The organism is Streptomyces sp. NBC_01689 (assembly GCF_036250675.1).
In the GTDB taxonomy this organism is placed as follows: Bacteria; Actinomycetota; Actinomycetes; order Streptomycetales; family Streptomycetaceae; genus Streptomyces.
In genome coordinates this window covers 2632510-2659160 of sequence record NZ_CP109592.1, presented here as the reverse complement: position 1 = coordinate 2659160, position 26651 = coordinate 2632510, and the positions used below count along the sequence as shown (strand labels likewise).

24 protein-coding genes are annotated in these 26651 nt (G+C 72.7%); 10 read left to right on the top strand and 14 right to left on the bottom strand.

From position 1 onward, the window contains the following. The first annotated feature begins 41 nt into the window (after nucleotides 1–41). From OG776_RS11300 to dnaK, 4 genes are all read left to right on the top strand, one after another. Nucleotides 42–1103: an ATP-binding protein gene (locus OG776_RS11300; RefSeq protein WP_148012995.1), complete on the top strand. Its 1062-nt coding sequence runs from the start codon at nucleotides 42–44 to the stop codon at nucleotides 1101–1103. Then, entirely contained in the window at nucleotides 1100–2902 is a 1803-nt protein-coding gene (locus tag OG776_RS11295) for a vWA domain-containing protein (RefSeq protein WP_329320405.1), read from the top strand. The genes OG776_RS11300 and OG776_RS11295 overlap by 4 nt, the downstream gene beginning before the upstream one ends. A gap of 93 nt (nucleotides 2903–2995) precedes the next feature. Next, nucleotides 2996–3421, top strand: coding sequence for an OsmC family protein (locus OG776_RS11290; RefSeq protein WP_329320403.1), 426 nt, complete (start codon nucleotides 2996–2998; stop codon nucleotides 3419–3421). Nucleotides 3422–3568: 147 nt separating this feature from the next. After that, nucleotides 3569–5434 (top strand): molecular chaperone DnaK, encoded by a 1866-nt coding sequence (dnaK, locus tag OG776_RS11285; RefSeq protein WP_329320401.1) that lies wholly within the window; start codon nucleotides 3569–3571, stop codon nucleotides 5432–5434. A 42-nt stretch (nucleotides 5435–5476) separates the two neighbouring features. Here the strand turns inward: dnaK and OG776_RS11280 are convergent, their stop codons facing one another. Then, the gene (locus OG776_RS11280; protein ID WP_148012992.1) at nucleotides 5477–6343 is read right to left on the bottom strand and encodes a helix-turn-helix domain-containing protein; all 867 of its coding nucleotides are present in this window, start codon (nucleotides 6341–6343) and stop codon (nucleotides 5477–5479) included. A gap of 111 nt (nucleotides 6344–6454) precedes the next feature. Continuing rightward, nucleotides 6455–7300, bottom strand: coding sequence for a helix-turn-helix domain-containing protein (locus OG776_RS11275; RefSeq protein WP_148012991.1), 846 nt, complete (start codon nucleotides 7298–7300; stop codon nucleotides 6455–6457). Nucleotides 7301–7623: 323 nt separating this feature from the next. On the opposite strand from OG776_RS11275, the gene OG776_RS11270 reads away from it, so the two are divergent. Together OG776_RS11270 and OG776_RS11265 are read left to right on the top strand one after the other, a co-directional pair. Beyond that, nucleotides 7624–7929, top strand: coding sequence for a 4a-hydroxytetrahydrobiopterin dehydratase (locus OG776_RS11270; RefSeq protein WP_148012990.1), 306 nt, complete (start codon nucleotides 7624–7626; stop codon nucleotides 7927–7929). Nucleotides 7930–7934: 5 nt separating this feature from the next. Next, entirely contained in the window at nucleotides 7935–8684 is a 750-nt protein-coding gene (locus OG776_RS11265; RefSeq protein ID WP_148012989.1) for a class I SAM-dependent methyltransferase, read from the top strand. Here OG776_RS11265 and OG776_RS11260 read toward each other — a convergent pair. Together OG776_RS11260 and OG776_RS11255 are read right to left on the bottom strand one after the other, a co-directional pair. Then, nucleotides 8662–9132 carry a hypothetical protein gene (locus tag OG776_RS11260; RefSeq protein WP_329320396.1) on the bottom strand — a complete coding sequence of 157 codons (471 nt, stop codon included), beginning with the start codon at nucleotides 9130–9132 and terminating at the stop codon, nucleotides 8662–8664. The two genes, OG776_RS11265 and OG776_RS11260, sit on opposite strands and share 23 nt — an antisense overlap. Then, on the bottom strand, nucleotides 9129–9581 hold the full coding sequence (locus tag OG776_RS11255; protein WP_148012988.1) for a hypothetical protein: 453 nt from the start codon (nucleotides 9579–9581) through the stop codon (nucleotides 9129–9131). The genes OG776_RS11260 and OG776_RS11255 overlap by 4 nt, the downstream gene beginning before the upstream one ends. A gap of 198 nt (nucleotides 9582–9779) precedes the next feature. On the opposite strand from OG776_RS11255, the gene OG776_RS11250 reads away from it, so the two are divergent. Further along, on the top strand, nucleotides 9780–10808 hold the full coding sequence (locus OG776_RS11250; RefSeq protein WP_329320394.1) for a helix-turn-helix transcriptional regulator: 1029 nt from the start codon (nucleotides 9780–9782) through the stop codon (nucleotides 10806–10808). A 69-nt stretch (nucleotides 10809–10877) separates the two neighbouring features. Here OG776_RS11250 and OG776_RS11245 read toward each other — a convergent pair whose 3' ends face one another. Beyond that, nucleotides 10878–11651 carry a phytanoyl-CoA dioxygenase family protein gene (locus OG776_RS11245; protein WP_187285947.1) on the bottom strand — a complete coding sequence of 258 codons (774 nt, stop codon included), beginning with the start codon at nucleotides 11649–11651 and terminating at the stop codon, nucleotides 10878–10880. 143 nt (nucleotides 11652–11794) lie between these two features. Between OG776_RS11245 and OG776_RS11240 the strand changes: the two genes are divergently transcribed. Beyond that, nucleotides 11795–12730: a class I SAM-dependent methyltransferase gene (locus tag OG776_RS11240; RefSeq protein ID WP_148013289.1), complete on the top strand. Its 936-nt coding sequence runs from the start codon at nucleotides 11795–11797 to the stop codon at nucleotides 12728–12730. 150 nt (nucleotides 12731–12880) lie between these two features. On the opposite strand, the gene OG776_RS11235 is transcribed toward OG776_RS11240, so the two are convergent. From OG776_RS11235 to OG776_RS11215, 5 genes are all read right to left on the bottom strand, one after another. Beyond that, on the bottom strand, nucleotides 12881–13582 hold the full coding sequence (locus OG776_RS11235) for a glycoside hydrolase family 75 protein (RefSeq protein WP_148012986.1): 702 nt from the start codon (nucleotides 13580–13582) through the stop codon (nucleotides 12881–12883). Nucleotides 13583–13794: 212 nt separating this feature from the next. After that, complete coding sequence (locus tag OG776_RS11230) at nucleotides 13795–14586, bottom strand: aldo/keto reductase (protein ID WP_261994938.1); 792 nt, start codon at nucleotides 14584–14586, stop codon at nucleotides 13795–13797. 289 nt (nucleotides 14587–14875) lie between these two features. After that, the gene (locus tag OG776_RS11225) at nucleotides 14876–16702 is read right to left on the bottom strand and encodes an AMP-dependent synthetase/ligase (RefSeq protein WP_148012984.1); all 1827 of its coding nucleotides are present in this window, start codon (nucleotides 16700–16702) and stop codon (nucleotides 14876–14878) included. A 419-nt stretch (nucleotides 16703–17121) separates the two neighbouring features. After that, the gene (locus OG776_RS11220; protein ID WP_329320386.1) at nucleotides 17122–17655 is read right to left on the bottom strand and encodes a GNAT family N-acetyltransferase; all 534 of its coding nucleotides are present in this window, start codon (nucleotides 17653–17655) and stop codon (nucleotides 17122–17124) included. A gap of 47 nt (nucleotides 17656–17702) precedes the next feature. Next, on the bottom strand, nucleotides 17703–18671 hold the full coding sequence (locus OG776_RS11215; RefSeq protein ID WP_148012982.1) for a LysR substrate-binding domain-containing protein: 969 nt from the start codon (nucleotides 18669–18671) through the stop codon (nucleotides 17703–17705). Nucleotides 18672–18806: 135 nt separating this feature from the next. Here OG776_RS11215 and OG776_RS11210 point away from each other — a divergent pair, with 135 nt between their 5' ends. Continuing rightward, on the top strand, nucleotides 18807–19907 hold the full coding sequence (locus tag OG776_RS11210) for a bile acid:sodium symporter family protein (protein WP_148012981.1): 1101 nt from the start codon (nucleotides 18807–18809) through the stop codon (nucleotides 19905–19907). Between the two features lie 162 nt (nucleotides 19908–20069). On the opposite strand, the gene OG776_RS11205 is transcribed toward OG776_RS11210, so the two are convergent. After that, nucleotides 20070–21959: an exo-alpha-sialidase gene (locus OG776_RS11205; protein WP_329320383.1), complete on the bottom strand. Its 1890-nt coding sequence runs from the start codon at nucleotides 21957–21959 to the stop codon at nucleotides 20070–20072. Nucleotides 21960–22230: 271 nt separating this feature from the next. Between OG776_RS11205 and OG776_RS11200 the strand changes: the two genes are divergently transcribed. Beyond that, complete coding sequence (locus OG776_RS11200; RefSeq protein WP_148012979.1) at nucleotides 22231–22773, top strand: isochorismatase family protein; 543 nt, start codon at nucleotides 22231–22233, stop codon at nucleotides 22771–22773. Nucleotides 22774–23100: 327 nt separating this feature from the next. Here OG776_RS11200 and fdhD read toward each other — a convergent pair whose 3' ends face one another. From fdhD to OG776_RS11185, 3 genes are read right to left on the bottom strand one after another with little or no spacing between them, the layout of a single operon-like run. Continuing rightward, nucleotides 23101–23958: a formate dehydrogenase accessory sulfurtransferase FdhD gene (gene fdhD / locus OG776_RS11195; protein ID WP_148012978.1), complete on the bottom strand. Its 858-nt coding sequence runs from the start codon at nucleotides 23956–23958 to the stop codon at nucleotides 23101–23103. Nucleotides 23959–23965: 7 nt separating this feature from the next. Beyond that, nucleotides 23966–24826, bottom strand: coding sequence for a 2Fe-2S iron-sulfur cluster-binding protein (locus tag OG776_RS11190; protein ID WP_148012977.1), 861 nt, complete (start codon nucleotides 24824–24826; stop codon nucleotides 23966–23968). After that, a complete protein-coding gene (locus OG776_RS11185) occupies nucleotides 24823–26646 on the bottom strand; it encodes an NAD(P)H-dependent oxidoreductase subunit E (protein ID WP_148012976.1) in 1824 nt (607 codons plus the stop codon). The genes OG776_RS11190 and OG776_RS11185 overlap by 4 nt, the downstream gene beginning before the upstream one ends. Between the last annotated feature and the right edge of the window lie 5 nt (nucleotides 26647–26651).

Below are 26651 nucleotides of genomic sequence, written 5' to 3'. Positions count from 1 at the left end.
GCAGCCGCGCGCTCCCCCGAAGACCTCCCAGGAGTCCGTGCGTGCACGCAGCCGTCACCGTCACCCCCGCCCGCCTCCCGGAGCTGCTGCTCGGTCTCGCCACCGTGCGGCCCGTCTTCATCTGGGGTGCTCCCGGCATCGGAAAGTCCTCCCTGGTGAGGGAGTTCGCCGAGTCGCTGGGTCTGGAGTGCGTGAGTCTGCTCGGCACCCAGCTCGCGCCCGAGGACCTCATCGGAGTCCCGCAGATCCGCGACGGACGGTCCGTCTTCTGCCCCCCGGAGGCGATCGCCCGCGACGAGCCCTACTGCCTGTTCCTGGACGAACTGAACGCGGCGACGCCCGATGTCCAGAAGGCCTTCTACTCGCTGATCCTGGACCGCCGCATCGGCAGCTACGAACTCCCCGCCGGGTCGATCGTCATCGGAGCGGGCAACCGCGCGACGGACAACGCGCTGGCCCGCCCGATCGCCTCCGCGCTCGTCAACCGCCTCGCCCATGTGCACCTGGAGGCCTCGCCGAAGGACTGGCTGGTCTGGGCCGCGGGCAACGGCATCCACCCCTGGGTCCTGGACCACCTCACCGACCGCCCCGACCACCTGTGGTCCAAGCCGCCCAAGACGGAGGAGCCCTTCTCCACGCCCCGCTCCTGGCACATCCTCTCCGACGCGCTGCACTCCTTCGGCCCCGCCCTGGACGAGGCCACCCTCGGCGTGATCGCGCACGGCACGCTGACGCCCGCGCACGCGGTCGCCTTCAGCGGCTACGTCAAGATCGTGCGCAGCCGGTTCGGCATCGAGGCCGTCCTCAGGGGCGACGCCCGCTGGCCGCACCGGCCCGAGGACCGGGACCTGCTCTACTACCTCGCCGAGTCCTTCCGGGGGCGTCTGATCAAGGAGCTGCCCGCGAGCAAGGACCACCTCTCGGCGGCCGGACAGCAGACCGCGTACCGCGCCAAGTCGCTGCTCGTGCAGCTCGCCGAGATCTCGGTGGAGGTGGCGCAGAGCGTCATCTCCCCGGACGCCGACGGCAATCCCGTCCTGCCCGCGTGGTTCCTGGTCGAGACCGCCCGGGACCTGCCCCGGCTGGTGGAGGCCCGCCGGTGAGCCGCACGCGCGGCAGGGACCAGCCCAAGAAGGACCCGGCCGGGGAGGCGTTCGCGGAGGGCATGCGCCTGGTGCGGGCCAACCGCGCGCTCGCCGCCATCGGGTTCAGCACCTGCCGCCAGGAGGACTGCGCCGCATCGCCCCGCGACGGCCTCGTCCGGGTCGACTCCGACGGCGTCCTGCACGTCCACCCCACCCGCCGGGCCGAACCCGCCGAGTGGGCCTGGGCGGTCGCGCACGGCGTCATCCACCTCGGCTTCGGCCACGTGCCCGCGGCGACGGGCCGGCGCGAACAGCCCGACCGCGCCGACCTGGCCGCCCGCTGCGCCGTGGTCAACCGCTTCCTGCTCGGCTTCCCGGTCGGCACCACCCCCGAGGACCTGCCCCCGGCCTACCCTGACGGCGACGAGGAGCAGCTCGCCGCCCGCTGGCGCCGCGACGGGATCCCGTCGGCGTACGACCGCTGCGGTACGGCCGGCGCCGACCCGGACCAGCTGCTGGTGCCCTGGGACACCTGGAAGGGCGGTACCGCGCCGGACTGGCAGCTCGCCTTCGCGCACGCCCTGACGCGCACCGTGGCCACGGCGATGGACCTGGCGGGCGGCCGCCGTTCCTCCATGCGCGGCGGACCCACCCGGCTTCAGCCCTGGGAGCGGGCGCTGAGCTGGTTCGTCTCCTCCTACCCGCTGCTCGGCGGCATCGCGGCCGGCATCACGCTGGTCGCCGACGCCGAACTGGCGCGCGCGTACGACATCTCCGTCGCGGCGGTCGACGCGACGGCGGGTGAGATCTACGTCAATCCGCTGCGCGAACTCGGCGACGAGGAATGGCGGTTCGTCCTCGCCCACGAGATGCTGCACGCCGCGCTGCGGCACGGCGACCGCTGCGGCACCCGCGACCCGTACCTCTTCAACGTCGCCTGCGACTACGTCGTCAACGGCTGGCTGTGCGCGATGCAGGTCGGCACGATGCCCGACGGGCTGCTGTACGACGCGGAGCTGACGGACCTGTCCGCGGAGGAGGTCTACGACCGGATCGCCACCGACCTGCGGCGGATGCGCCGGCTGTCCACCCTGCGAGGCAAGGGTGCCGGCGACATCCTCGGCGGACCGATCGGCCCGCCGCGCGACCACGTCGACCTCGACGAGCTGTACCGCCGCGGACTGGCCCGCGGCCTGGACCTCCACCAGTACCAGGAACGCGGCTTCCTGCCGGGCGGCCTGGTGGAGGAGATCCGCGCGCTCAGTCACCCGCCGCTGCCCTGGGACGCCCGACTGGCCCGCTGGTTCGACGAGTTCGTGCCACGCCCCGAGCCGCTGCGGACGTACGCGCGTCCGGCCCGGCGGCAGGCCTCGACCCCCGACATCCCGCGCGCCGGACGGTACTTCCCGCCAGAGGAGGTCGCCCGCTGCACCTTCGGCGTGGTCCTCGACACCTCCGGATCCATGGACCGCACGCTGCTCGGCAAGGCACTGGGCGCGATCGCCTCGTACGCCGAGGCCCGTGACGTACCCGCCGCGCGCGTCGTGTTCTGCGACGCCGCACCGCACGACGCGGGGTATCTGCCGGTCACCGAGATCGCCGGCCGTACCCGGGTGCACGGGCGCGGCGGTACGGTGCTGCAGCCCGGCATCGACCTGCTGCACCGCGCCGACGACTTCCCGCCCGGCGCGCCGGTGCTGGTCATCACGGACGGCTGGTGCGACGTGCTGCGGGTGCGGCGCGAGCACGCGTATCTGATCCCGGACGGCGCGCGGCTCCCGTTCTCGCCGCGGGGACCGGTCTTCCGCGTGCGGTGAGCCGTCATTCTGGGTGCGCGGCGCGCGGGTGTGATCGGATGGGCCGTACGGTCCCGGAACACGGGACCCACCGCCCCATCGAAGGGAATCATCGTGGCAACCACGCGCACCGCGCACACCGTGTGGGAAGGCAACCTGCTCGAGGGCAGCGGCGTCGTCACCTTCGACTCCTCCGGCATCGGCGAGCAGCCGGTGACGTGGGCGTCGCGGGCGCAGGACGCCAACGGAAAGACCAGCCCCGAGGAGCTGATCGCCGCCGCCCACTCCAGCTGCTTCTCCATGGCGCTGTCGCACGCCCTCGCGGGCGCGGGCACCCCGCCCACCAAGCTGATCACCAACGCCGACGTCACGTTCCAGCCCGGTGAGGGCATCACCGGCATCCACCTCACCGTCGAGGGCACCGTACCGGGCCTCGACAACGACGGTTTCGTGGCCGCGGCCGAGGACGCCAAGAAGAACTGCCCGGTCAGCGCGGCCCTGACGGGGACGACGATCACCCTGACCGCCAAGCTGGCCTGACACCCCGTACACGACGGTGCCGCGGTCCCCCCGGGGGCCGCGGCACCGTCGTGTCCGGAACCGCCCGCGAGGTACGCCCCATTGACAAGACGGCACTCAAGTTTTGTGCTTGAGGCCGGGCAGCACCCCAGGCGGAAGGGGACGGACATGGCACGTGCGGTCGGGATCGACCTCGGTACGACGAACTCGGTGGTGGCGGTCCTGGAGGGCGGTGACCCCACCGTCGTCGCCAACGCGGAGGGCGCGCGCACCACACCCTCCGTGGTGGCGTTCGCCAAGAACGGCGAAGTGCTCGTCGGTGAGGTCGCCAAGCGGCAGGCCGTGACGAACGTGGAGCGCACCGCCCGCTCGGTCAAGCGGTACGTGGGCGACGCGCAGTGGCGCTTCCCTGAGCACGGTTCCGTCGACGGCACCCGCTACCGCGCCCAGGAGCTGTCGGCGCGTGTGCTGCAGAAGCTGAAGCGGGACGCGGAGGCGTACCTCGGCGAGGACGTCACGGACGCGGTGATCACGGTGCCCGCCTACTTCGACGACGCCCAGCGCCAGGCCACCAAGGAGGCCGGCGAGATCGCCGGGCTGAGAGTCCTGCGGATCATCAACGAGCCGACGGCCGCGGCGCTCGCGTACGGACTCGACCGCGGCGAGGAACAGACCGTCCTCGTCTTCGACCTGGGCGGCGGCACCTTCGACGTCTCGCTCCTGGAGATCGGTGACGGTGTCATCGAGGTCAAGGCCACCAACGGCGACACCCGGCTCGGCGGGGACGACTGGGACCAGCGGATCGTCGAACACCTCGCCCAGCGCTTCAAGGGCTCCCACGGCATCGACCTGGGCCGCGACAAGATGGCGCTGCAACGTCTGCGCGAAGGGGCCGAGAAGGCCAAGATCGAGCTTTCCAGCTCGACGGAGACCACCGTCAACCTGCCCTACATCACCGCCTCCGCCGAAGGACCCCTGCACCTGGAGGAGAAACTGACGCGCGCTCAGTTCCAAGAGCTGACCGCCGACCTGCTCGACCGCTGCAAGACGCCCTTCCACCGTGCCGTCAAGGACGCGGGTGTGCGGCTCGCCGCGATCGACCACGTCATCCTCGTCGGCGGTTCGACCCGGATGCCCGCGGTGACGGACCTGGTCCGCGAACTCACCGGCAAGGACCCGCACAAGGGCGTCAACCCGGACGAGGTGGTGGCGCTCGGAGCGGCCCTTCAGGCGGGCGTCATCCGCGGGGACGTCAAGGACGTCCTGCTGCTCGACGTCACCCCGCTCTCTCTCGGCATCGAGACCAAGGGCGGCATCATGACCCGGCTCATCGAGCGCAACACCACCATTCCCACCCGCCGTTCGGAGATCTTCACGACGGCGGCCGACAACCAGCCGTCGGTCGGCATCCAGGTCTACCAGGGCGAACGGGAGATCGCCGCGTACAACAAGAAGCTCGGCGTCTTCGACCTGACCGGACTGCCGCCCTCGCCGCGCGGGGTCCCGCAGATCGAGGTCGCCTTCGACATCGACGCCAACGGGATCATGCACGTCTCCGCGAAGGACCTGGCCACCGGCCGTGAGCAGAAGATGACGGTCACCGGCGGCTCCGCGCTGCCCAAGGACGCCATCGACCGCATGATGCGGGAGGCCGAGCAGTACGCGGACGAGGACCGCGCCCGCCGCGAGGCCGCCGAGACCCGCAACCAGGCCGAGCAACTCGTCTACCAGACCGAGAAGTTCCTCCGCGACAACGACGAGCGGATCCCGTCCGACACCAGGCCGGAGGTGGAGTCCGCGCTCGCCGACCTCAAGCGGCTGCTGGTGGACTCGGCCGACGACACGACCGCCCTGCGGGCCGGCGTCGAGAACCTGGCCTCCGCGAGCCAGCGGATGGGCCAGGCGATGTACGCCCAGGCGGCGCGGGCGCCCGGGGACGAACCGGCCCAGGAGCACATCCCGGCCGACGAGGACGGCGTGGTGGACGCGGAGATCGTGGACGACGAGAGCCAGGCGCGGGGCGGCGCGGCCTAGGGCCCTTCTTCCGGATCGCGCCGCGGGGTGAGCGGGGCCCCGTCAGTAGGAGTCCCGCAGCTCCCGCAGGATCTCCTTGGTGCGGGGGACGGAGGCGGCCTGGGCCGACATGTGGTCCAGGACCTCCAGATGCGTGGCCACCTCGCGCCGCGAGTCGAGGTAGACGGCGCCCGTCAGGTACTCGCTGTAGACCATGTCCGGCAGTTCCGGCTCCGCGAAGCGGAACAGGGCGAAGGACGTGTACGTCCCCGGATGCGGCCCGCTCGCGTACTCGGCGACCTGGAGGGTGATGTCGTCGCTCTCCAGCTCCCGCAGCAGACGGTCGATCTGGTCGCGCATCACCTTGCCGTGGATGCTCACGGGCCGGCGCAGCGCCGTCTCGTCCATGATCACCCAGAGGTGGGGCCGGTTCTCCCGTGCCATCAGCAGCTGCTGCCGCGTCATGCGCAGCGTGACATGCCGCTCGATGGCCTCCGGACCCCTCTGGCCGACGGTCCCGGCCTCCAGTACCGACCGCGCGTAGTCCTCGGTCTGCAGCAGCCCGGGCACGAAGTGCGGCTCGTACGAACGGATCATCCGGGCGGCGCCCTCCAGGCTGACATGCAGGCTGAACCAGTCCGGCAGCACGTCGTGGAACCGCTGCCACCATCCCGGGCGGTTCGCCTCCTCGGCCAGCGCGACGAAGGCGGCGACCTCGTCGTCGGACACGCCGTACGTCGTCAACAGCACCTGAAGGTAGGGGATCTTGAGGGCGACCTCGGCCATCTCCATGCGCCGCACGGTCGCCGGAGCCACCCGCAGGACCCGCGCGGCCTCGTCCCGGCGCAGGCCCGTGGCCTCCCGCAACTCCTGCAGCCGCCGTCCGAGCACCACTTGCCCCACGGTGGGCGCAGCCCGCCGCTCACTCACGCCACGCCCTCCCCACGCGCCGAAGCCCCCCGAGCAGTGTGTCATGCGCCCCCGGAACCCTCATGGGGTCCGGAGGAACGGAAATGACTCAAACGGATCGTTGACTGTTCGTCAAGACGCGAGTGACTGAAGATACTTGACCGTGGCCGGGTCGGCGGGCAGGAACGTCTCGACGGCCAGTTCCGCGACGGTCACGTCCATCGGGGTGTTGAAGGTGGAGATGGACGACATGAAAGACAGGATCCGGCCGTCGTGCTCGATCCGCATCGGCAGCGCGAAGTACGGCACCGGCTCGGCGGCCTCCCCGGCGGCCGGCTCCGGGTCGGCCGGCGGCACCGGGTAGGCGGTCACCTCCTCGTACAGCGTGCGCAGCGGCTCGGAGCGGTGCAGGGCGATCCGGCGCTCCATCTGCGCGAGCAGGTGGTCACGCCATTCGCGCAGATTGCGGATGCGCGGTGCCAGGCCCTCGGGGTGCAGGGCCAGCCGCATCGCGTTCAGCGGCGGCGCGAGCAGTGACTCCGGGACGCCGTCGAGGAGCATGGTGACACCACGGTTCGCGGCGAGCACCGTGTAGGTGGCGTCGACCACCAGCGCCGGGTACGGCTCGTACCCCTGGATCAGCCGCTCCAGACCCTGGCGCACCGTGTCCATCTCCGGGGCGTCGAGGGGGGTCTCCGGGTAGTGCGGGGCGTAACCGGCGGCCAGCAGCAGCGCGTTGCGTTCGCGTACCGGTACGTCGAGGTGTTCGGCGAGCCGCAGCACCATCTCCTCGCTGGGGCGGGAGCGGCCCGTCTCGACGAAGCTGATGTGGCGGGCGGAGGAGTCGGCGCGGAGCGCGAGCTCCAGCTGACTGATCCGGCGCTGCTCGCGCCAGGCGCGGAGCAGGGGGCCGATTCCCTTGCCGGGGAGGGGAGTCGGTGGGACACGGGGGCCGGAGCCGGACGCGACGATGGGCATGGGCCGACGGTAGTCGAGGAGGTGGGGAGGGGGTCCCGGGGGCTTTCGCCCCCCCCGCCCCTACCCGACCCATCCGTTCCTGGGGGCTCCGCCCCCAGACCCCCTCGGCCTGGACGGCCTCGTCCTCAAACGCCGGACGGGCTGAAATAGCTGCCCCCGGCCGGCACCGGCAGCCCGTCCGGCGTTTGAGGACGAGCCCTTCGGGCGATGCGGGGGTCCAGGGGGCGCAGCGCCCCTGGCGGGGGTCTGGGGGCGCAGCCCCCAGGGACGGGAGCCGCCCCGACTGTGACACGCTGAAAACCCCGGAGGGAAGGAGCACCACCATGCCCGTGGAACCCCTGCCGCGGAAGGAGATCGAGTCGCAGCTGGCGGACCTGCCCGGCTGGTCGCTCGACGGCGACCACCTCACCCGCTCCTACCGGCTCGCCTCCCACCCCGCCGCCACCGCCCTGGTCGTCCACATCGCCCAGGTGCAGGAGGAACTCGACCACCACTCGGACCTCACCCTGGGCTACGACACCGTCACCCTCACGGTGAACACGCACAGCGTCGGCGGCGCCGTCACCGAGCTCGACCTCGCGCTCGCCCGGAGGGTGGAGAACCTCGCCCCGGGCCACGGCGCGGTCTGACCGCCATGCTGGACTACGAGAAGGAGGCGGCCGCGTACGACGCCGGCCGCGGCGGCGAACCCCGCGCCGAGGCCGCCGCGAAGGCGGTGCTCGGCCTCGTCCCGGAGGACGCCCGCACCCTGCTCGACACGGCCTGCGGAACCGGAACGGTCACCCGCCGCCTCGCCGGCGCACGCCCCTGGTCACGGGTGACCGGGGTGGACGCCGCCCACAGCATGACCCGGCTGGCCGCGGCCCGGCTCCCGGGCTCGGTGATACGCGCGGACAGCCGCCGACTGCCCTTCGCGGACGCCACGTTCGACGCGGTCACCAGCGTGTGGCTGCTGCACCTGCCCGACAGCGGCGCGGACGTCCGGGACATCGTCGCCGAATGCGCACGGGTGCTGCGCCCGGGCGGGGTGTACGTCACCACCGTCGACAAGGCCGCGGCGCACGATGTCGGCAGCGACATCGACGCGGTACTCGCCCCCCGGCCGCGCCGGTCCGCCAGGGACGCGGCGGACCGGGTGACCGCGTACGCGGGAGAGCACGGCCTCGTGCCGGCCGGCCGGAGCCGGTTCCGCGGCCACGGGCAGGGCCGCAGTCCGCGCGGCACCGTGGCGGACCTGAGGCGCGGCTGGTTCACCCGCCTGCCGCCCGGCGATCCGCTCACGGAGCACTTCGTCACGCTGCTCGAAGCGCTGCCCGGCCAGGACGTCCCGCGCGCCGAACCGCGCTTCGCGCTACGGGCGTTCAGGAAGGCGCCGGCCGGGTGAACTCCATGACCCGGTTGGTCACCCAGGTGCTCCCCCCGTCCACGGAGAAGGCCTGCTCCCAACGGGCCGTGCCGGCCGAGATCCCCGACCACACGAACCGCACCCGGACGTCCTCGCCGGCGTACGTGTCGTCGCCGTGGAACACCCCGCGTCCGTCGCTCCCGAACGCCCCGGTCACCGGCGGGAACAGCTTCCCGCTCCGGCTGGAGGACCAGTTCAGCGACCACACCCGCGCCTCCGGGTCGAACAGCCGCAGGGTGAGCCCCTTCCAGCCCTGACCAGGCACCGTCAGCTCGTCGACGTTCGCGGCCCCGTCGAACAGACTCCAGCAGCGACCGGTGGCCGGGAACTCCTCCCAGCCGCCGCGGTCGTCGAGGAAGTCCACCAGGCGCCGGTTGCGCACGTCCCAGTCGCCGTGCAGGAAGTCGAAGTCGTGCGGACCGCTCATCGACGGTCTCCCGTCGTGCCGGCGGGGAGCGAGTCGGCGAGGTACGCGGCGAGATCGGGGACCTCCGGCGCGAGCAGGTGCCGGACCCAGGCGTCGCGTTCGTGCAGGATCGGCGGCAACTCCCAGACGCAGCCGATCCAGGGCATCGCGACGGTGCCGAAGTGGGTGGGGTCCCGGTCCGGACAGCCGAGCACGGGCTGGCCCGCCGCCGCGCCCCGGAAGTGCAGCACGTTGTCCCACACCCAGCTGTACGCGTTGAGGTAGGCGCCGTCGTCGCCGCCCCGGTGCAGGACGACGAAGGCCGCCGGCGGGGTGCCGTCCGGTTCGGGCAGGAGCTCCGGCAGCAACGCGTACGCCGCCGCCTCGACCTCCGGTGCGATGCCCGCCGGGTCCGCCGTGACGTGATAGCGCTTGATCCACCGCCCGGCCACCTCAGCGGGCGGCGGCACGGTCAGCAGTTTCTCCCTGAAACCGGTGGTGGCGGGGGACGTCGGGTGCGCCGGGCCCGTGGCCCGCGGGGGGTTCGTCGTGTTCGGGGGGCTCAGGGCGGGCGCCGCAAGGGGCGGACGCGTGGCGGTCGCCGGGCGCGCGGGAGTTGTCGAGGTCATGGCAGGACGGTAGAACCGGTCCACTGACATCCTGTGTCAGTGAAGTCCAGCCGTCTGGTGTCCATTCTTCTGCTGCTGCAGACCCGCGAGCGGATGACCGCCGCCCAGCTCGCCGAGGAGCTGGAGGTCTCGGTGCGGACCGTCTACCGGGACGTGGAGGCGTTGCACGCGGCCGGGATCCCCCTCTACGGGGAGGCGGGCCACGCGGGCGGCTACCGCCTCCTGGACGGCTACCGCACCCGGCTCACCGGACTCACGGCCGGCGAGGCCGAGGCACTCTTCCTCGCGGGCGTGCCCGGTCCCGCCGCCGAACTGGGACTCGGCGGCTTCCTCGCCGCCGCCCGGCTGAAGGTCCGTGCCGCCCTGCCGCGGGAGCTCCGCGCGCACGCCGACCGGATCAGTGACCGCTTCCACCTCGACGCACCGGGCTGGTACGCGGACGCCGACGACACCCCGTACCTTCCGGCTGTGGCCGACGCCGTCCGGAACGGACGCGTCCTGAGCGTCCTGTACCGGCGGTGGCGCGAACCCACCGACGTGCGGCGCCGTCTGGAGCCGTACGGCCTGGTCCTGAAGGCGGGCCGCTGGTACGTGGTCGCGGGACCGGGGCCGCGCACCTTCCGCGTCGACCAGATCCTCCGGCTCGACCCGTGCGACGAGGAGTTCACCCGCCCCGGGGACTTCGACCTGGCGGCCTACTGGACGGCGTACCGGCGGGACTTCCACGAGCGGCTGCACCGGGGCGAGGCGGTGCTCCGGGTGGCGCCGGGAACCCGGCTCACCGGTGCGGCGGGCGAGGCACTGGCCTCCGGCGGTGAGCGGGAGGCGGACGGCTGGACCCGGGTCACCGTCCCGATCGAGTCCGTCGACCGTGCCCATGACGCGTTCCTCGTCCACGGAGCCGCGGTCGAGGTGCTGGAGCCCGCCGAACTGCGGGACCGGATCGCCCGGACGGCCGGCGCGCTCGCCCGTCTGTACACCCGGAACCCGCCCGACCCGGCCGTGACCGGACGCCGCGACCGTCCTGAGGGACACCTGCCCGGCGCCGGGGACCCCGTGACCGGGTGACGCGGACCGGCCGCCGACCGGGTCGCGCCGTGACAGGGAGACGCCGTGACCGGGCGATGCGGCGCGGGGTCAGGCCTTCGCGGCCAGTCCCCGGCGGATCGCGGTCTCCACCGGCGAGTAGCCGCCGTCCGCGCGCTCCAGCTCGTGGGGGGCCGTCGGGTACAGGGGCGGCTGTGCCATGAGACGCGGGCGCGTGCCGTGGTGCGGCTGCGCCGCGTGGACCAGGAACGGGTGACAGAGGTACACGTCCCCGGGCCGGCCGGTCGCCAGGGCGAGGGGGCGGTGCGCCGACGCCTCGGCCACCTTCGGGCCGAGTTCGAGGAACGAGGCACCCTTCTCGCCGTACGGCTCCAGGACCGGCGGTACGTCGAGGTGCGAGCCCACCCGGACTCGCGTCGGGGCGTCCTCCTCGGTGACCTCACTGAACAGGAAGAGCATCAGCAGCGCCCGGCCCCGGGAGGTGAGGTCGGTGTGGAAGAGCGACTCGCCGTCGGGGAGATGGCTGCCCTCGATGTGCCAGCCCGCGTCGTCCGGCTCGTCCGGGTGCGGGAAGCGGAGCGGGAAGCTGCCCAGCGCGTACCGCGGCTGCCAGCGGCGCTCGCCGACCAGCAGGTCGAAGGCCCGGTGCAGGACGGGGGAGTTGGCGGCGGCGGCGAACGGACCCTGCGCCATGCTGCTCACCCAGCACACCGGGTCCCGCCAGGTGCCGGGGTCGTCCGGGTCGTACCCCGTCTCCTTCCACAGCAGCCGCGCACCGTCCTCGGCGACGCGCGGCGGGAAGGCGCCCTCGATCCTCACGAACCCGTCCTCGAGGAACCGTTCCACCAGCGTCTCGTCGTCCATGGGGCCCATGGTCCGGGACGGGCCGCCCCGAGCGCACCGGAATTTCCGGCGGCCGGTCCATTTTGCCGTTCGAGCAACGTCGTTGGCCGTTTCCGGGAGTCGTGGAGCACGCTGTGCTCCACCCGGACGAGAGGCCGACCACCATGGCGTACGACCACGACCCGCACCACGGCACCAGCCACGAGCACACCCGTCGGCACCCGCTGGGGGAGGCCCCCCGGCACGCCCACGACCACGACCACATGGACTTCGGGGAGATGGCCGGCCTGCTGGAGCAGGAGGCGGAACTGTTCAGCCCGTTGTACGCCGAGGCGGCGGCCTGGCTGCGGGAGCAGTGCCCCGAGCCGGGGCTGATAGTGGACGCGGGCAGTGGCCCCGGTGTCGTCTCCTGTCTCCTCGCGGACGCTTTCCCCGCGGCGCGCGTCGTCGCCGTGGACTCCGTGGATTCCCTGCTGGAGCGCGCGTACGCCCGCGCGGGCCGGCTCGGTGTGGCCGACCGCTTCGGCACGCTGCGGGCCGACCTCGCCGAAGGGCTGGGCGGCGTGGCGCACCCGGCCGATCTGCTCTGGGCCAGCAGGTCCCTGCACCACGTCGGGGACCAGGGCGCGGCACTCGCCGGGTTCGCCGGCGCCCTCGCGCCGGGCGGCGTCCTCGCCCTCCTGGAGGGCGGTCTGCCGCCGCGCTACCTGCCGCGCGACTTCGGTGTCGGCCGCCCCGGTCTGCAGTCACGGATCGACGTGGTCCACGACGAGAGGTTCGAGGGGATGCGGGCCGGGCTGCCCGGGGCGGTGGCGGAGACCGAGGATTGGCCCGCCCTGATGGCGGCGGCCGGTCTGCGTCACACGGCGAGCCGCACCTTCCTCGTCGATCTTCCCGCTCCGCTGTCGGACGAGGGGCGAGCCTTCGTCGTGACGGCTCTCACCCGCCTGCGCGACACCCTCGCGGACGGGCTCGACCCGGACGACCTCGTCACCCTCGGCCGGCTCCTCGACCCGCGGGACGAGGCGAGCGTGCACCACCGCCCGGACGTGTTCGTGCTGACGGCCCACACGGTGCACGTCGCGGTGAAGCCGGAGTGACACGGACGGGTCGTCACGGGTCACCGGACGGGGCGGTGACCCGTGGGGGAGGCCCGGTCGGGGGCCGGGCCGGTGATCCGTACGTGCTCGACGGGTGGGCGCCGCACCGGCCCACGACACCCGCGCCCACCCGCCGGACCTGAGCAGGCCTCAGTTGTTCTGGAGGAACTGCTTCGCCAGGGAGTCACCGAGCGACACGGCCGCGGTGTGACTCTCGATCGGCGAGACCTGCGAGTTCTTGAACAGGATGTACGTCACGCCGGAGTCCGCGCCGCCGGTCTCCGGGTCGGGGTCGATGCCGAGGGCCTTGGCCGTGGCGTACGAGGCCTCACCGATGATCTGCGTCGGACCGGTGTCGCCCACGACGGCGTACTCGACCTTGTTGTTGTAGACGACCGCGACGACCCCGCCGCCCTTGATCCCGTAACTGGTGTACTTCCAGATGCTGCTGGTGCTGGGCACCACGACGTACGGCAGGGACTCGGCGCGCAGCGGCTTGCCGTCGGACTGGTGGAAGGCGGTGTCGTCCTGGAACCAGGGGTCGGCGTCGCCGTTGCACTGCGCGGTGACCTGGCCGTCGCAGTCGATGTCCATGTCGGCCTTCCAGAACACGGCACCGTTCTTGCCGCACACGGGGACGGTGGCCGAGGTCTCGTCGTCGGTCTTGTACTTCCCGCTCGATATCTGGGAACAGGACGTCACCTTGGCGAGCAGGGCGGACGCGCTGACCGAGCCCTCCTGGGCGGAGGCCGGGGACACGGTGCGGGACGGGGCGGCGGTGGCCGGCAGCGCGGCGGTGGCGAGGAGCGCGGCACCGGCGACGGCCGCGAGAGTCAGTGTGCGAGAACGCATGTGGGGGACCCCTCTGTTAGGAAAGTTTCCTTACCGGGTTGCCGTACAAGGTGGCCCTGTTTGCATGACCTCGTCAAGGCCTTGGGCGCGGTCGGTCCGGTCCGGTGCGCGGATCTCGGCGCGTTCCGGGGGCTGACGCCGGTTCAGGGGGTCGGAACGCCGAAGGCCCGGACACGCGGGGCGTGTCCGGGCCTTCGGCGGATCGGGGCCGGTCAGCCCACGTCGAAGGTGGCCGGGTCGGGACCCAGGCGGCGGTCCTCGTTCAGTGCGCTGATCGCCGCGATGTCCTCGGCGTCCAGGGAGAAACCGAACACGTCGATGTTCTCGGCGATCCGGGCGGGGGTCACGGACTTGGGGATCACGACGTTGCCCAGCTGGATGTGCCAGCGGAGCACGATCTGCGCCGGGGTGCGGCCGTGCTTCTGCGCGATGGCGATGATCGCCGGAACCTCCAGGAGGCCCTTGCCCTGCCCGAGCGGGGACCAGGCCTCGGTGGCGATGCCCTGCTCGGCGTGGAACTCACGGGCCGCGCGCTGCTGGAGGTGCGGGTGCAGCTCGATCTGGTTGACGGCCGGGATGACGGACGTCTCCTCGATCAGCCTCTCCAGGTGTTCCGGAAGGAAGTTGGAGGTGCCGATGGCCTTGGCGCGGCCGTCTGCGTGGATCTTCTCGAAGGCGCGGTACGTGTCGACGTAACGGTCCCGGGAGGGCAGGGGCCAGTGGATCAGGTACAGGTCGACGTACTCCAGGCCGAGCTTCTCCAGGGAGGCGTCGAACGCGCGCAGCGTCGTGTCGTACCCCTGGTCGCCGTTCCAGAGCTTGGTGGTGACGAAGAGGTCTTCGCGGGCGATGCCGGAGGAGGCGATCGCCTTGCCGGTGCCCTCCTCGTTGCCGTAGATCGCCGCCGTGTCGATGCTGCGGTAACCGTTCCGCAGTGCCGTGGCGACCGCTCGCTCCGCCTCGTCGTCCGGGACCTGCCAGACGCCGAAGCCGAGCTGCGGCATCTCGGCACCGTTGTTCAGGATGATCGGGGGGACCTTGCTCACGAGCTCTCGATCCTTCGGTTGTCGGGTGGTACTGCCATGGTCAACGATCATCGGCCCTGATGCATTCCTGACCGGCTGATTCCCGGCGAATCGGCGGCGGTGTCCGGAGATTGGCCGGAAACGAGCGCAGGGTGTGACGGGGCGGACGGACGGACCCGGGTCCCGGTCCGGGGCCCGGGCGCATCCGGTCCGGGGCGGGCATCGGGTCGCACCCTGGTCCTCGGCCGGCATCGGCTCCGAGGAGTCCCTACGCCTGGTACAGCGCGTCCACCTCGGCCGAGTACGCGTTCTCGATCGCCTTCCGCTTCAGCTTCAGCGACGGCGTCAGCAGCCCGTGCTCCTCGCTGAACTGGTGGGCGAGTATCCGGAAGGTGCGGATCGACTCGGCCTGTGAGACGAGGGTGTTCGCCGCGACCACCGCCCGCCGCACCTCGGTCTCCAGGTCCGGGTCGTGGACCAGGTCGGCAGTGGACAGCGACGGCTTGCCCCGCATCTGGAGCCAGTGCTCGACGGCCTCCGCGTCGAGCGTGACGAGCGCCGCGATGTACGGCCGGTCGTTGCCGACGACGATGCACTGCGCGACCAGCGGATGATCGCGCACCCGCTCCTCCAGGACGCCCGGCGAGACGCTCTTGCCGCCGGAGGTCACCAGGATCTCCTTCTTGCGCCCGGTGATGGTGAGGTAGCCGTCGTCGTCGAGGGAGCCCAGGTCACCGGTGGCGAGCCAGCCGTCGTGCAGGGTCGCGTCGGTGGCTTTGGGGTCGTTGAGATACCCCTGGAAGACGTTCCCGCCGTTCAGCCAGACCTCGCCGTCGTCCGCGATGTGCACGGTGGTGCCGGGGATCGCCTGGCCGACGGTGCCGAAACGGGTGCGCTCGGGCGGGTTCGCGGTGGCGGCCGCGGTGGACTCGGTGAGCCCGTACCCCTCGTACACGACGACCCCGGCGCCCGCGAAGAACAGCCCGAGCCGCCGGTCCATGGCCGAGCCGCCGGACATCGCGTGTCTGACCCGGCCGCCCATCGCGGCGCGCACCTTGGAGTAGACGACCTTGTCGAAGAACTGGTGCTGCACCCGCAGGGCCGCCGAGGGGCCGGGTCCGATGCCCCAGGCCTTCTCCTCGATCGCGTCCGCGTAGCGCACGGCGACCTCGACCGCCTTCTCGAAGGGTCCCGACCTGCCCTCCTTCTCGGCCTTGCGGCGGGCGGCGTTGAAGACCTTCTCGAAGATGTACGGCACCGCGAGGAAGAAGGTCGGCCGGAACGCGGCCAGGTCCGGCAGCAGGGCCGACGCGTTGAGCTGCGGCTGGTGGCCGAATTTGACCTTGCCGCGGACCGCCGCGACCTGCACCATCCGCCCGAAGACGTGCGCGAGCGGCAGGAAGAGCAGCGTGGCGGCCTCGTCGCCGCGCCGCGAGTGGAAGACCGGCTCCCAGCGTTCGATGACGGTGTCCGCCTCGAACATGAAATTGGCGTGCGAGAGGACACAGCCCTTGGGGCGTCCGGTGGTGCCCGAGGTGTAGATGATCGTCGCGATGGACTCCGGTGTGACCGCGCGCCGGTGCCGGTGCACGACCTCGTCGTCCAGGTGCGCGCCCGCCTCGTACAGCTCCTGCACCGCGCCCGCGTCGAGCTGCCAGAGCTTGTGCAGCATCGGCAGCCGGTCGACGACGGTGGCGACCGTCATCGCGTGGTCCTCGTGCTCCACCATGATCGCCGAGACCTGCGCGTCGTGCAGCATCCAGAAGACCTGTTCGGCGGAGGAGGTCGGGTAGACGGGCACGACCTGCGCGCCGATCGTCCACAACGCGAAGTCGAAGAGGGTCCACTCGTAGCGCGTGGGGCACATGATCGCGATCCGGTCACCGAACCGGATGCCCTGCGCGAGCAGTCCCTTGGCCAGGGCGAGGACCTCGTCACGGAACTCGGCCGACGTCACGTCGCGCCACCGGCCCTGCTCGTCCTTGCGGCCGAGCGCGATGTGCAGCGGATCCTCCCGGGCATGGTCGAACACGACGTCGGCCAGGCCGCCCACCGGCGGCGCCGACGCCGACGGAGGGTTGGTGAACTCGCGCAATCCCGCTCCTAGTGGCGCTCCGCACAGCGCCGTGAAAGCTACCCCAACGGACCGCGGGGCGGGAGGGGCGTCGGAGCGGGGGCGCACGCGCCGTCCGCACAGGTCAGCCACGGAAATGCCCGCACATGGGGAAGGGACGGACAGAATCCCTTACGGCTCCGTAGGTTTCGATCCCGTAATCTCCACGGAATCTGTACGACCCGGCGGCCGCCCGGCGGCTGGTTCCGAGTGCCGGTTCTGTCGGCTTCGTGCGGGGTGCCGGGCCACGGCCAGCCGTGGGGCGGGCACCCGTGCGATTGGCACCCCGCCGGGCGGTCGACGGGGTGCCGGGACCGGACGACGGCTCCCCGCCGAACGGCCGGCGGGGGTGCTCCACGGGCCGCCCGCGGGGCCGCCCGCGGGCGGCCCCGCGAGGTGGTCTACCCCTGGAACTCCGTCAGGTCGATCCCGAACACCCGCAGGTCGTGCCCGTGGTCCGGGTCCTGCGCGGTGCCCTCCGGACGCATGTCCAGCTTGGCCAGCACGTTCGTGGACGCGGTGTCCCCGGTCCGGCACACGGCGACGATCCGGTCGAGGCCGCGGTCCTGCAGGGCGAACTCCAGCGCGCCGTGGGCCGCCTCCGACGCGTATCCCTGCCCCCAGAACGCCCGTCCGAGGCGCCAGCAGATCGCCACCTCGCCCGCGATCCCGGGCGGGGCGTCGGCCAGGTGGAGTCCGACGGCCCCGGCCAGCTCCCCGGAGCCCAGGAGTTCGACGGCGAAGATCCCGAACCCCTCCTCGTCCCACTCCTCCTCCCAGGCCTCGATGTCCTCGGCGGTCTGCTCCGCGGAACGCGTCGAGCCGTCGCCGATCCACCGCATCACCTCGGGGTCGGAGTGGATCTCGGACAGGGGGACAAGGTCGTCGTCCAGCCAGCGGCGGAGCAGCAGACGGGGGGTGTGGATCTCGGTCATGGCCCCATCCTGCCGACGCGCGGGCCGGAGGGCGAATGACGGCCGTGTCAGCCCGCCGCGGACGACGGGCGGCCCCGGGTCCCCACCCGGTCCCCCCGCGGCCGGTCCCGGGTCCCGGCCCGGTCTCCGTGCGCCCGGTCCCGGCTCCCCGCGTGGCTTCCGTGCAGCCGGTCCCCGCCGCCCAGGATGGCCGCCGCCAGCGCGTCCGCCGCCTCCTGGGCCGCGGCCTGGCGCTCTCCGTGCACCAGGACGAAGTCGACCTCGCCGAGCTCCGGCAGCCCCGCCCGTTCCGGGACCGTGACCAGGCCGGCCGGTACGAGCCCCCGGGAGTGGGCCATCACGCCGAGACCCGCCCGGGCCGCAGCGACCAGGGCGTTCAGGCTGCCGCTCGTGCAGGCGATGCGCCAGGGACGGCCCTGGCGGTCCAGCGCCTCCAGGGCCCGGGCGCGGGTGATGCCCGGGGGCGGGTAGACGATCAGCGGAACCGGGCGGTCGGGGTCGAGCCGCAGGCGTTCCGCGCCGATCCAGACCAGGCGGTCACGCCGGACCAGTTCGCCGCGCGGGTCCTCGGGCCGCCGCTTGGCCAGCACCAGATCCAGCCTGCCCGCGGCGAGCCGCTCGTGCAGGGTGCCGGACAGCTCGACCGTCAGCTCCAGATCCACTTCGGGATGGTCGTACCGGAACCCCTCCAGGACCTCCGGCAGCCGGGTCAGTACGAAGTCCTCGGAGACACCGAAACGCAGGCGGCCGCGCAGCCGGGTGCCCGCGAAGAACGAGGTCGCCTGTTCGTGCACCTCCAGGATGCGGCGCGCGAAGCCCAGCATCGCCTCGCCGTCCACCGTGAGCTCCACCGAGTGCGTGTCGCGCGAGAACAGCTGCCGTCCGGTGGCGTCCTCCAGCCGGCGCACGTGCTGGCTGACCGTCGACTGGCGCAGCCCCAGCCGCCGGGCCGCCTGGGTGAAGCTCAGCGTTTGGGCCACCGCGAGGAAGGTACGCAGCTGGGACGGGTCGTACATCCGTCCAGGCTATCGCGGATCATGATGACAGTCAGAACGGTATGACGGATTCCCGATCACGGAAGCGAGGAGGACGATGGAGAGGGCACGACCCGCCTCGGCGGACGATCAACGACAAGCGAGCAGTGGAGCACCGTGAAACGCCTGCAGTGGCCGAGTTGGATGCCGATCGACCCCTACATCCTGCTGTTGCTCGGGACGGTGGGCCTCGCGGCCCTCCTTCCGGCGCGGGGCGCGGGCGCCGAGGTCGCGTCGGGCGCGTCCACGGCGGCGATCGCCTTCCTCTTCTTCCTGTACGGCGCCCGCCTCTCCACCCGGGAGGCGCTGGACGGACTCAGGCACTGGCGACTCCACATCACCGTGCTGGCCTGCACCTTCGTCGTCTTCCCGCTGCTCGGGCTCGCCGCGCGCGGGCTGGAACCGGTGTTCCTGACCCACGACCTCTACACCGGTCTGCTGTTCCTGACCCTCGTCCCCTCGACGATCCAGTCGTCGATCGCCTTCACCTCCATCGCCCGCGGCAATGTGCCCGCCGCCATCTGCGCCGGATCGTTCTCCTCCCTCGCGGGCATCGTCGTCACCCCGCTGCTCGCGGCGGTCCTGCTCGGCGGCAGCGGCGGCGGGTTCTCCGCGGACTCGCTGGTCAAGATCGTGCTGCAGCTGCTGGTGCCGTTCCTCGCCGGGCAGCTGCTGCGGCGCTGGATCGGCGGGTTCATCGCACGGCACAAGAAGGTGCTCGGCCACGTCGACCGCGGCTCGATCCTGCTGGTCGTCTACACGGCGTTCAGCGAGGGCATGGTGCAGGGCATCTGGCACCAGGTCAGCGTGGTCCGGCTGGCCGGGCTGCTGCTGGTGGAGGCCCTGCTGCTCGCGGTCATGCTGGCGCTGACCTGGTACGGCGGGAAGGCGCTGCGCTTCGGCCGGGGGGACCGGATCGCGATCCAGTTCGCCGGGTCGAAGAAGTCCCTCGCGTCCGGGCTCCCCATGGCCAGTGTGCTGTTCGGCGCGCACGCCTCGCTCGCGGTGCTGCCGCTGATGCTCTTCCACCAGATGCAGCTCATGGTGTGCGCGGTGATCGCCAAACGCCGTGCCCGCGACCCCGAAGCCGTCGAAGCCGCCGAGACGACCGCGGCCGCCGACGGGACCGGGGACGCGCGGACCCGGGGGGCGGACGCCGACCGGGACCGGGGCACGGGCCCGCGCCCCGCGGTCGGTACGGCGCGACGCTCCGGCTGAGGGCGCCCCCGCCACCGCCGTGACCCGTACGCGCCGCCGCCCTCCCCGTCGGGCGCGGGCAGGGCGGCGGACCGCGCCCGGCGGACGGCCGCGGCCGAAGCCGTCGTCCCGCGTGAGCGGTGCCGTGCGGACGCGGCGTCGTGCACGGACGGGCAGGCGTGGTCAGCGGCCGCCGCGCACATCGTCCAGAGGCAGGTACAGGACGGCGTCCCGGCCCGCCTTCCGGTCCGGAGGTGCGGACAGCTCCGCGTCGCTCAACGCCCGGTCGTAGACCTGTACCTCGTCGATCGCCCCGGTGAAGTAGGCCCGGCTGTCCATCCGTTGTCCCACATGCACTCCGAACGGCGAGTTGCGGCTGACCGATCCGGGCACGTCCGCGGCGCTCACCGACGTACCGTCGACGAAGAGCGTGAGCAGCCCGGCGCTCCTGTCGCGGCGCAGCACGAGGTGGTGCCACCGGCCGTCGTCGCGGGCGCCCGGGAGGCGTACCGACGCGGTGGCCGGGGGCGTCGCGCCGTTGCGGGTGGTGATCAGCGCGGTGATCCGGTCGGACGCGGGCTCCGCGCGCATCCACACCTGCGGCTGCGTGGTGCCGATCCCGCCCATCCACAGCAGCGGCTGCTCCCCGGTGGTCGCCGTGTAGCGGAACCACAGGGACGCGGTGAAGTCCTCGGCGCCGAGGGGCAGACGGTCCTGGTACGGCAGCCGTACGGCGTCATCGGCGCCGTCGAACTCCAGGGCGCCGCCCAGGACGCCCGTCGTCGCGCGGGGGCCGCCGAGCACCGCGGCCCGTGCGGTGCGCGGGGCGAGGTCGGCCGTCGTGGGGTCCGGTCCCCGGCGTGGCGTGAGCCGGCTCTCGGTGAAGCGGGCGAAGCGGATCTCGTCGCGCGCGTCGACCGCGCCGCCCTCGTACAGCAGTCCCACGGTGTCGCCGTCGATCCGGGTCAGGTCCGAGTAGCCGGACCAGTCCGTGGTGACGACCGTGCCGCGGTCCACGCTGTCCCAGGTGCGGCCCCCGTCGTAGGAGGAACGGATCATCATGGTCCTGCGGCGGTCGGGATCGCCGGGGCAGGCCAGCAGCATCCGGTCGTCCAGGCGCAGGACGGAACCCTGTACCTGGGGCGCGTAGAGGTCCGGGAGGTCGCGGAAGGGGGCGGTGAAGGTGTCGCCGCCGTCCCGGCTGACGGCCTGGGTGCGGTGGCCGAGATCGGTGCCGTCCTGCTCGCGCCCGCTGACGAGCACGGCGCCGTCGGTCCGCTGGGTGAGCGTCAGTTCGGACGGCTTCTGGCGGAAGGTGCCGTCGTCGGCGATGGGCCACGAGTCGGTGGCGCCGATCCGCCAGTGGCTCCCGCCGTCGTCGCTGGTGATGAGGGCGGCGTTGTTGGCGGTCACCCGGCTGCCGTCCCACGTCTCGGTGTTGACGCCGAAGACCAGGCGTCCGGTGTGCCGGCCGCGGGTCAGCTGGATGCCGTGCACGGGACCGGTGGCGTACCAGGAGTTCCACTCCGGCGGGAGGATCTCGTCGCTCAGGTCCCTCGGCGCCGACCAGCTGAGACCGTCGTCGTCGCTGTACTGCAGATGCGGGGTGCGGTCACAGGGGACGTCACAACTGCGGCCGTCCGTACGGCCCGTGTTGTACGTCTCGGCCAGCACCACACGGCCGGTCCGCGCGTCCACGACGGGCGCGGGGTTGCCGTGCGTGTCACCCGCGCCCTCGTTCACGACCTGGAGCGGGCCCCAGGTCCGGCCGCCGTCCGTCGACCGCTTGACGACGATGTCGATGTCGCCCGCGTCACCGCAGTCGTGGACGCGTCCCTCGGCGAACGCCAGCAGGGTGCCCCGCGGCGTCCGGACGACGGCGGGGATGCGGAAACAGGCGTAGCCCGGGTCCTGGGCCGCCTTGAAGAGCACCTGCTGCTCGAACTCGGCCGGAGCGGTGGCCTGTTGGGCCCCGGCCGGGCCGGGCAGCGCGATCAGCGCGGCCGCGGTGAGGGCGGCCGTGAGGGCGGCTGCCGCGGTGGATCTCAGACGAGCGCGGAGGCTTGACGGCATGGTGCGACCTGCCCTTCCTGCGGCTGGGCGATCAGGGTGATCCGGAGGCTGACATCGGACGTCCGACATCCCACGTCCGATGTGCGGGCCACAGAGGCTACTTGGGCCCCTGAGCACCCCACAAGCCGCAGGCACCGGTCGTGTTCACGCCAGATTTTGGGGGTTCACCGGGCGCGAGGGGCCCTCGGTCCGAGGGCCGAACGGGATCAGTTCACGGGCTGGTTGATCCGGATTTCCGGTACGGACAGCCAGGGGCGGCTAACGTTCCGTCATGACCGCACCCGAAACCGCACCCCGCCTCGCCCTCGATCCCGCGCGCAGCGCCCTGGTGCTCGTGGATCTGATGGACCGTATCGTCGGGCTGCCCGTGGAGCCGCGCGACGGCACCGCAGTCCTCTCCGCCGCCGAGGAGCTGGCGACCGTCTTCCGCAAGGCGGGCGCGCTCGTCGTCCTGGTCCGGGTCGAACGGCCCGGGGTGGCCGAACAGCCGCCGGGCAGCGGTCTGGTCGCCGGCCTCGCCGCGCAGGGGGACCTGGAGATCGTCAAGCGGTCCATCGGCGGATTCCAGGGCACCGGCCTCGACGCGCGGCTGCGGGAACGCGGCGTCTCCACCCTGGTGTTCGGCGGGATCGCCACCAACCTGGGGGTCGAGTCCACCGCCCGCGCCGCCGGAGACCTCGGCTACGACCTGGTCTTCGCCGAGGACGCGATGGCCGCCCTCACCGCCGCCGAGCACGAGGCCTCCGTCCGCCTCGACTTCCCCCGGCTGGGCACGGTCGTCGCCGTCGAGCAGGTGAGCTTCAGCACCGGCTGAGCCCGCCGAGGCCGCCCTCGGACGCCGCGCACGGGCCGGTCGTGCGGAGGGAAGCGCGGCCGTGCGGGGGGAAGCGCCCGGCGACGTCGGGCGCCGCGCACCGGCTCGCCGCACCGAAGGCTCACGCAGCGGCCCGGGGAGTCGTGGCCGCGCGCGGCCGGACCCGCACCGCGCGCGCGGCGGGAAGGGCGGAGCCCGTGCGGCGTCCGGCCGCCCGGCGGGCCCCGCCGCGTCGGCCCGGCTCCGGACAGCTCACAGCGGGACCCCTTCGGCGCAGGGGGCGCTCCCCGCCGGTCGGGGCCCCGCCGCCGTGTCGCGGGGAGCCGGTCAGCCCTGGGCGGCCGCGGCCCGCAGGGCGATGCGGTGCTCGCCCGCGTACACGTTCATGGAGGCGCCGCGCAGGAATCCGACCAGCGTCAGGCCCGACTCGGCGGCGAGGTCCACGGCGAGGGACGAGGGGGCCGAGACCGCCGCCAGGACCGGGATGCCCGCCATGACGGCCTTCTGCGCCAGTTCGAACGAGGCCCGCCCCGACACCAGCAGAACGGTCCGGGAGAGCGGCAGCCTCCCGTCCTGAAGGGCGCGCCCGACCAGCTTGTCGACCGCGTTGTGCCGGCCCACGTCCTCGCGCACGTCGAGCAGCTCGCCGTCCTCCGTGAACAGCGCCGCGGCGTGCAGACCCCCGGTCCGGTCGAAAACCCGCTGCGCCGCACGCAGCCGGTCGGGGAGGACGGCGAGGAGTGCGGGCTCCAGCCGGACCGGGGGAGCGTCGTCACCGTCGTCGATGGTCCAGCGCGCGGTCGTACGGACCGCGTCCAGGCTCGCCTTGCCGCACAGACCGCAGGACGACGTCGTGTAGACGTTGCGTTCGAGGGTGATGTCGGGCATGACGACGCCGGGCGCCGTCCGTACGTCCACGACGTTGTACGTGTTCGAGCCGTCCGCCGTCGCGCCCGCGCAGTAGACGATGCTCTGCAGTTCCTCCGCCCTGCCGAGGACCCCCTCGCTGACCAGGAAGCCCGCCGCGAGCGCGAAGTCGTCGCCCGGGGTGCGCATGGTGATGGCGAGCGCCCTCCCGTTGAGGCGGATCTCCAGGGGTTCCTCGGCGACCAGTGTGTCGGGGCGGGTGCTCTCGGCCCCGTCCCGGATGCGGATCACCTTGCGTCGTTCCGTGACTCGTCCCATGTCCTGATCAGTCCCGGTTCTGTACGTGCTGGTAGCCGAAACGGCCCTTGATGCAGAGATTGCCGTGGGTCACCGGGTTGTCGTGCGGAGAGGTGACCTTGACGATCTCATTGTCCTGCACGTGCAGCGTGAGGTTGCAGCCCACACCGCAGTACGCGCACACCGTGGTCGTGGCCGTCTGCGCGGACTCGTCCCAGGTACCCGCCGCCCGCATGTCGAACTCCGACCTGAAGGAGAGCGCTCCCGTCGGACAGACCTCTATGCAGTTCCCGCAGTACACGCAGGCCGAGTCGGTCAGCGGGGCGTCGTGCTCCACCGCGATCCGGGCGTCGAAACCGCGTCCGGCGACCGCGATCGCGAAGGTGTTCTGCCACTGGTCGCCACAGGCGTCCACGCACTTGTAGCAGAGGATGCACTTGTCGTAGTCGCGCACGTACAGGGTGTTGTCGACCCGGGGCTCCTCGTCGACGCGGGCCGCGTCGGGGCCGAACCGGCCGGGCTCGGCCCCGTACTCCTCGATCCACCCCGCCACCCGGGGCGTGGTCGACAGATCCACCGAGGAGGCGAGCAGTTCGAGGACGATCCGGCGGCTGTGGCGCACGCGCTCCGTGTCCGTCCGTACCCGCATGCCCTGCTCGGCGCCGCGCGAGCAGGCCGGGACCAGGGTGCGGGCGCCCTCGACCTCGACGACACAGATCCGGCAGGCGTTCTTCGGGGTCAGCGTGTCACCTTGGCACAGGGCCGGGACGTCCTTGCCCGCGGACCGGCAGGCGTCGAGAAGCGGCGATCCCTCGGGGGCCCGCACCGGTTCGCCGTCGAGGGTGAACTCGACCAGCCGGCGGGGAGTCCCCAGCGGTGTCACGGTCATGCGTAGACCCCCAGACGGTCGATCGCGGATTCCACGGCGTTCCACGCGGTCTGCCCCAGACCGCAGATCGAGGCGTCCCGCATCGCGCGGCCGACCTCCCTGAGCAGGGCGACGTCGTGCGCCGCGGCCGCGCCGGTGCGCTCGGCGATCCGGTGCAGCGCCTCCTCCTGGCGTACGGTCCCGACCCGGCAGGGCACGCACTGCCCGCACGACTCGTCGCGGAAGAACGCGGCGATCCGCAACAGCAGACGTGGGAGGGGGACGGTGTCGTCGAAGGCCATGACCACACCCGAGCCGAGGGTCGTGCCCGCCTCCCGGGTGCCTTCGAAGGTGAGCGGCACGTCCAGCTCGTCGGGCCGTACGAAACCGCCGGCCGCGCCGCCGAGCAGCACCGCCCGCAGGCCCTCCCGCACGCCCGCCCGCTCCAGCAACTCGCGCAGCGTCGCCCCGAAGGGCAGTTCCCAGACGCCGGGACGCTCCACGCTCCCCGACACGCAGTACAGCTTCGGACCGGTGGAGCCCGCGGTGCCGATCGCCGCGTACGCCTCGGCGCCCATGGTCAGGACCGGCAGGACGTTCACCAGCGTCTCGACGTTGTTCTCGGCGGTGGGCCTGCCGAACAGGCCCTTCTCCACGGGGAAGGGCGGCTTGGTGCGCGGCTCGCCCCGGTGGCCCTCGATCGAGTTGAACAGGGCGGTCTCCTCGCCGCAGACGTACGCGCCCGCGCCGCGCCGGATCTCGATGTCGAAGGCGTACCCCTGGCCGAGCACGTCGTCGCCGAGCAGCCCCCGCGCACGGGCCCGGCCGATGGCGTGCTCCATGCGGCGCAGGGCGCGCGGGTACTCGCCCCGCAGGTACAGATAGCCCTGGTGTGCGCCGGTCGCGTAGCCGGCGACCGTCATCGCCTCGACGAGCGCGTACGGGTCACCCTCCATGAGCACCCGGTCCTTGAAGGTGCCCGGTTCGGACTCGTCGGCGTTGCACACCAGATAGTGCGGGGTCTCCGGCCGGGACGCCGTGGCCTGCCACTTGCGGCCGGTGGGGAAGGCCGCGCCGCCCCGCCCGACCAGGCCCGACTCGGTCACCTCGCGGACGACGCCGGCGGGCCCGAGCGCGAAGGCCCGGCGCAGCGCGGTGTACCCGCCGTGCGCCCGGTAGTCGTCCAGGTCCGCGGGATCGACCACGCCGACGCGGCGCAGCAGGATCAGGGAGGGGTCGCCGGCCTGGGGGAGGGCCCGCTCCGCGGGCGGTTCCCCGGCCGCCGACCCGGGCGCGCTCGCCGCCAGCACGGCCCGCTCGACGGTGGCGGGCGCCGCCACGGCGGTACGCACCGGATCACCCGCCCTGATGGCGAGCGCGGCCGGGGCCCGCTCGCACAGACCGAGGCACGGGCCGCGCTGCACGCTCACCCCGCTGCCGGGGCCGAGCCGGGACTCGACCCCCTCGCACAGCTCCGGTGCCCCCGCCGCCAGGCACGCGAGGTCCGTGCAGACGTGCAGCACGGTCGCCGGGCGCGGCTTCACCGAGAACATCGCGTAGAACGTCGCGACGCCGTACGCCTCCGCCGGGGGGACGGTCAGCCGGCGGCACAGATAGGCGAGCGCGCCCTCGCTGATCCAGCCGACCCGGTCGTTGACGGCGTGCAGCCCCGGCAGCAGCAGGTCCCGGCGCGCGCGTGCCTCGCGGCCACCGCGCGCCCACCTGAGGTCGGCGTCGGACCGGTCGGCGCCCTCCCACGAGGACTCCGGAGGGCCGAGCAGCGCGTCGACGGCGGCCCGTTCCTCGTCCGAGGGCTTGCTGTCACCGAAGTGCAGATCCATGTCCC

What these genes read in the sequence shown, in the direction of transcription:
- dnaK (WP_329320401.1), top strand. Translation starts at nt 3,569, where the DNA reads ATGGCACGTGCGGTCGGGATCGACCTCGGTACGACGAACTCGGTGGTG.
- OG776_RS11275 (WP_148012991.1), bottom strand. Translation starts at nt 7,300, where the DNA reads ATGCCCATCGTCGCGTCCGGCTCCGGCCCCCGTGTCCCACCGACTCCC.
- OG776_RS11270 (WP_148012990.1), top strand. Translation starts at nt 7,624, where the DNA reads ATGCCCGTGGAACCCCTGCCGCGGAAGGAGATCGAGTCGCAGCTGGCG.
- OG776_RS11265 (WP_148012989.1), top strand. Translation starts at nt 7,935, where the DNA reads ATGCTGGACTACGAGAAGGAGGCGGCCGCGTACGACGCCGGCCGCGGC.
- OG776_RS11260 (WP_329320396.1), bottom strand. Translation starts at nt 9,132, where the DNA reads ATGAGCGGTCCGCACGACTTCGACTTCCTGCACGGCGACTGGGACGTG.
- OG776_RS11245 (WP_187285947.1), bottom strand. Translation starts at nt 11,651, where the DNA reads ATGGACGACGAGACGCTGGTGGAACGGTTCCTCGAGGACGGGTTCGTG.
- OG776_RS11240 (WP_148013289.1), top strand. Translation starts at nt 11,795, where the DNA reads ATGGCGTACGACCACGACCCGCACCACGGCACCAGCCACGAGCACACC.
- OG776_RS11235 (WP_148012986.1), bottom strand. Translation starts at nt 13,582, where the DNA reads ATGCGTTCTCGCACACTGACTCTCGCGGCCGTCGCCGGTGCCGCGCTC.
- OG776_RS11230 (WP_261994938.1), bottom strand. Translation starts at nt 14,586, where the DNA reads ATGCCGCAGCTCGGCTTCGGCGTCTGGCAGGTCCCGGACGACGAGGCG.
- OG776_RS11220 (WP_329320386.1), bottom strand. Translation starts at nt 17,655, where the DNA reads ATGACCGAGATCCACACCCCCCGTCTGCTGCTCCGCCGCTGGCTGGAC.
- OG776_RS11215 (WP_148012982.1), bottom strand. Translation starts at nt 18,671, where the DNA reads ATGTACGACCCGTCCCAGCTGCGTACCTTCCTCGCGGTGGCCCAAACG.
- OG776_RS11205 (WP_329320383.1), bottom strand. Translation starts at nt 21,959, where the DNA reads ATGCCGTCAAGCCTCCGCGCTCGTCTGAGATCCACCGCGGCAGCCGCC.
- OG776_RS11200 (WP_148012979.1), top strand. Translation starts at nt 22,231, where the DNA reads ATGACCGCACCCGAAACCGCACCCCGCCTCGCCCTCGATCCCGCGCGC.
- fdhD (WP_148012978.1), bottom strand. Translation starts at nt 23,958, where the DNA reads ATGGGACGAGTCACGGAACGACGCAAGGTGATCCGCATCCGGGACGGG.
- OG776_RS11190 (WP_148012977.1), bottom strand. Translation starts at nt 24,826, where the DNA reads ATGACCGTGACACCGCTGGGGACTCCCCGCCGGCTGGTCGAGTTCACC.
- OG776_RS11185 (WP_148012976.1), bottom strand. Translation starts at nt 26,646, where the DNA reads ATGGATCTGCACTTCGGTGACAGCAAGCCCTCGGACGAGGAACGGGCC.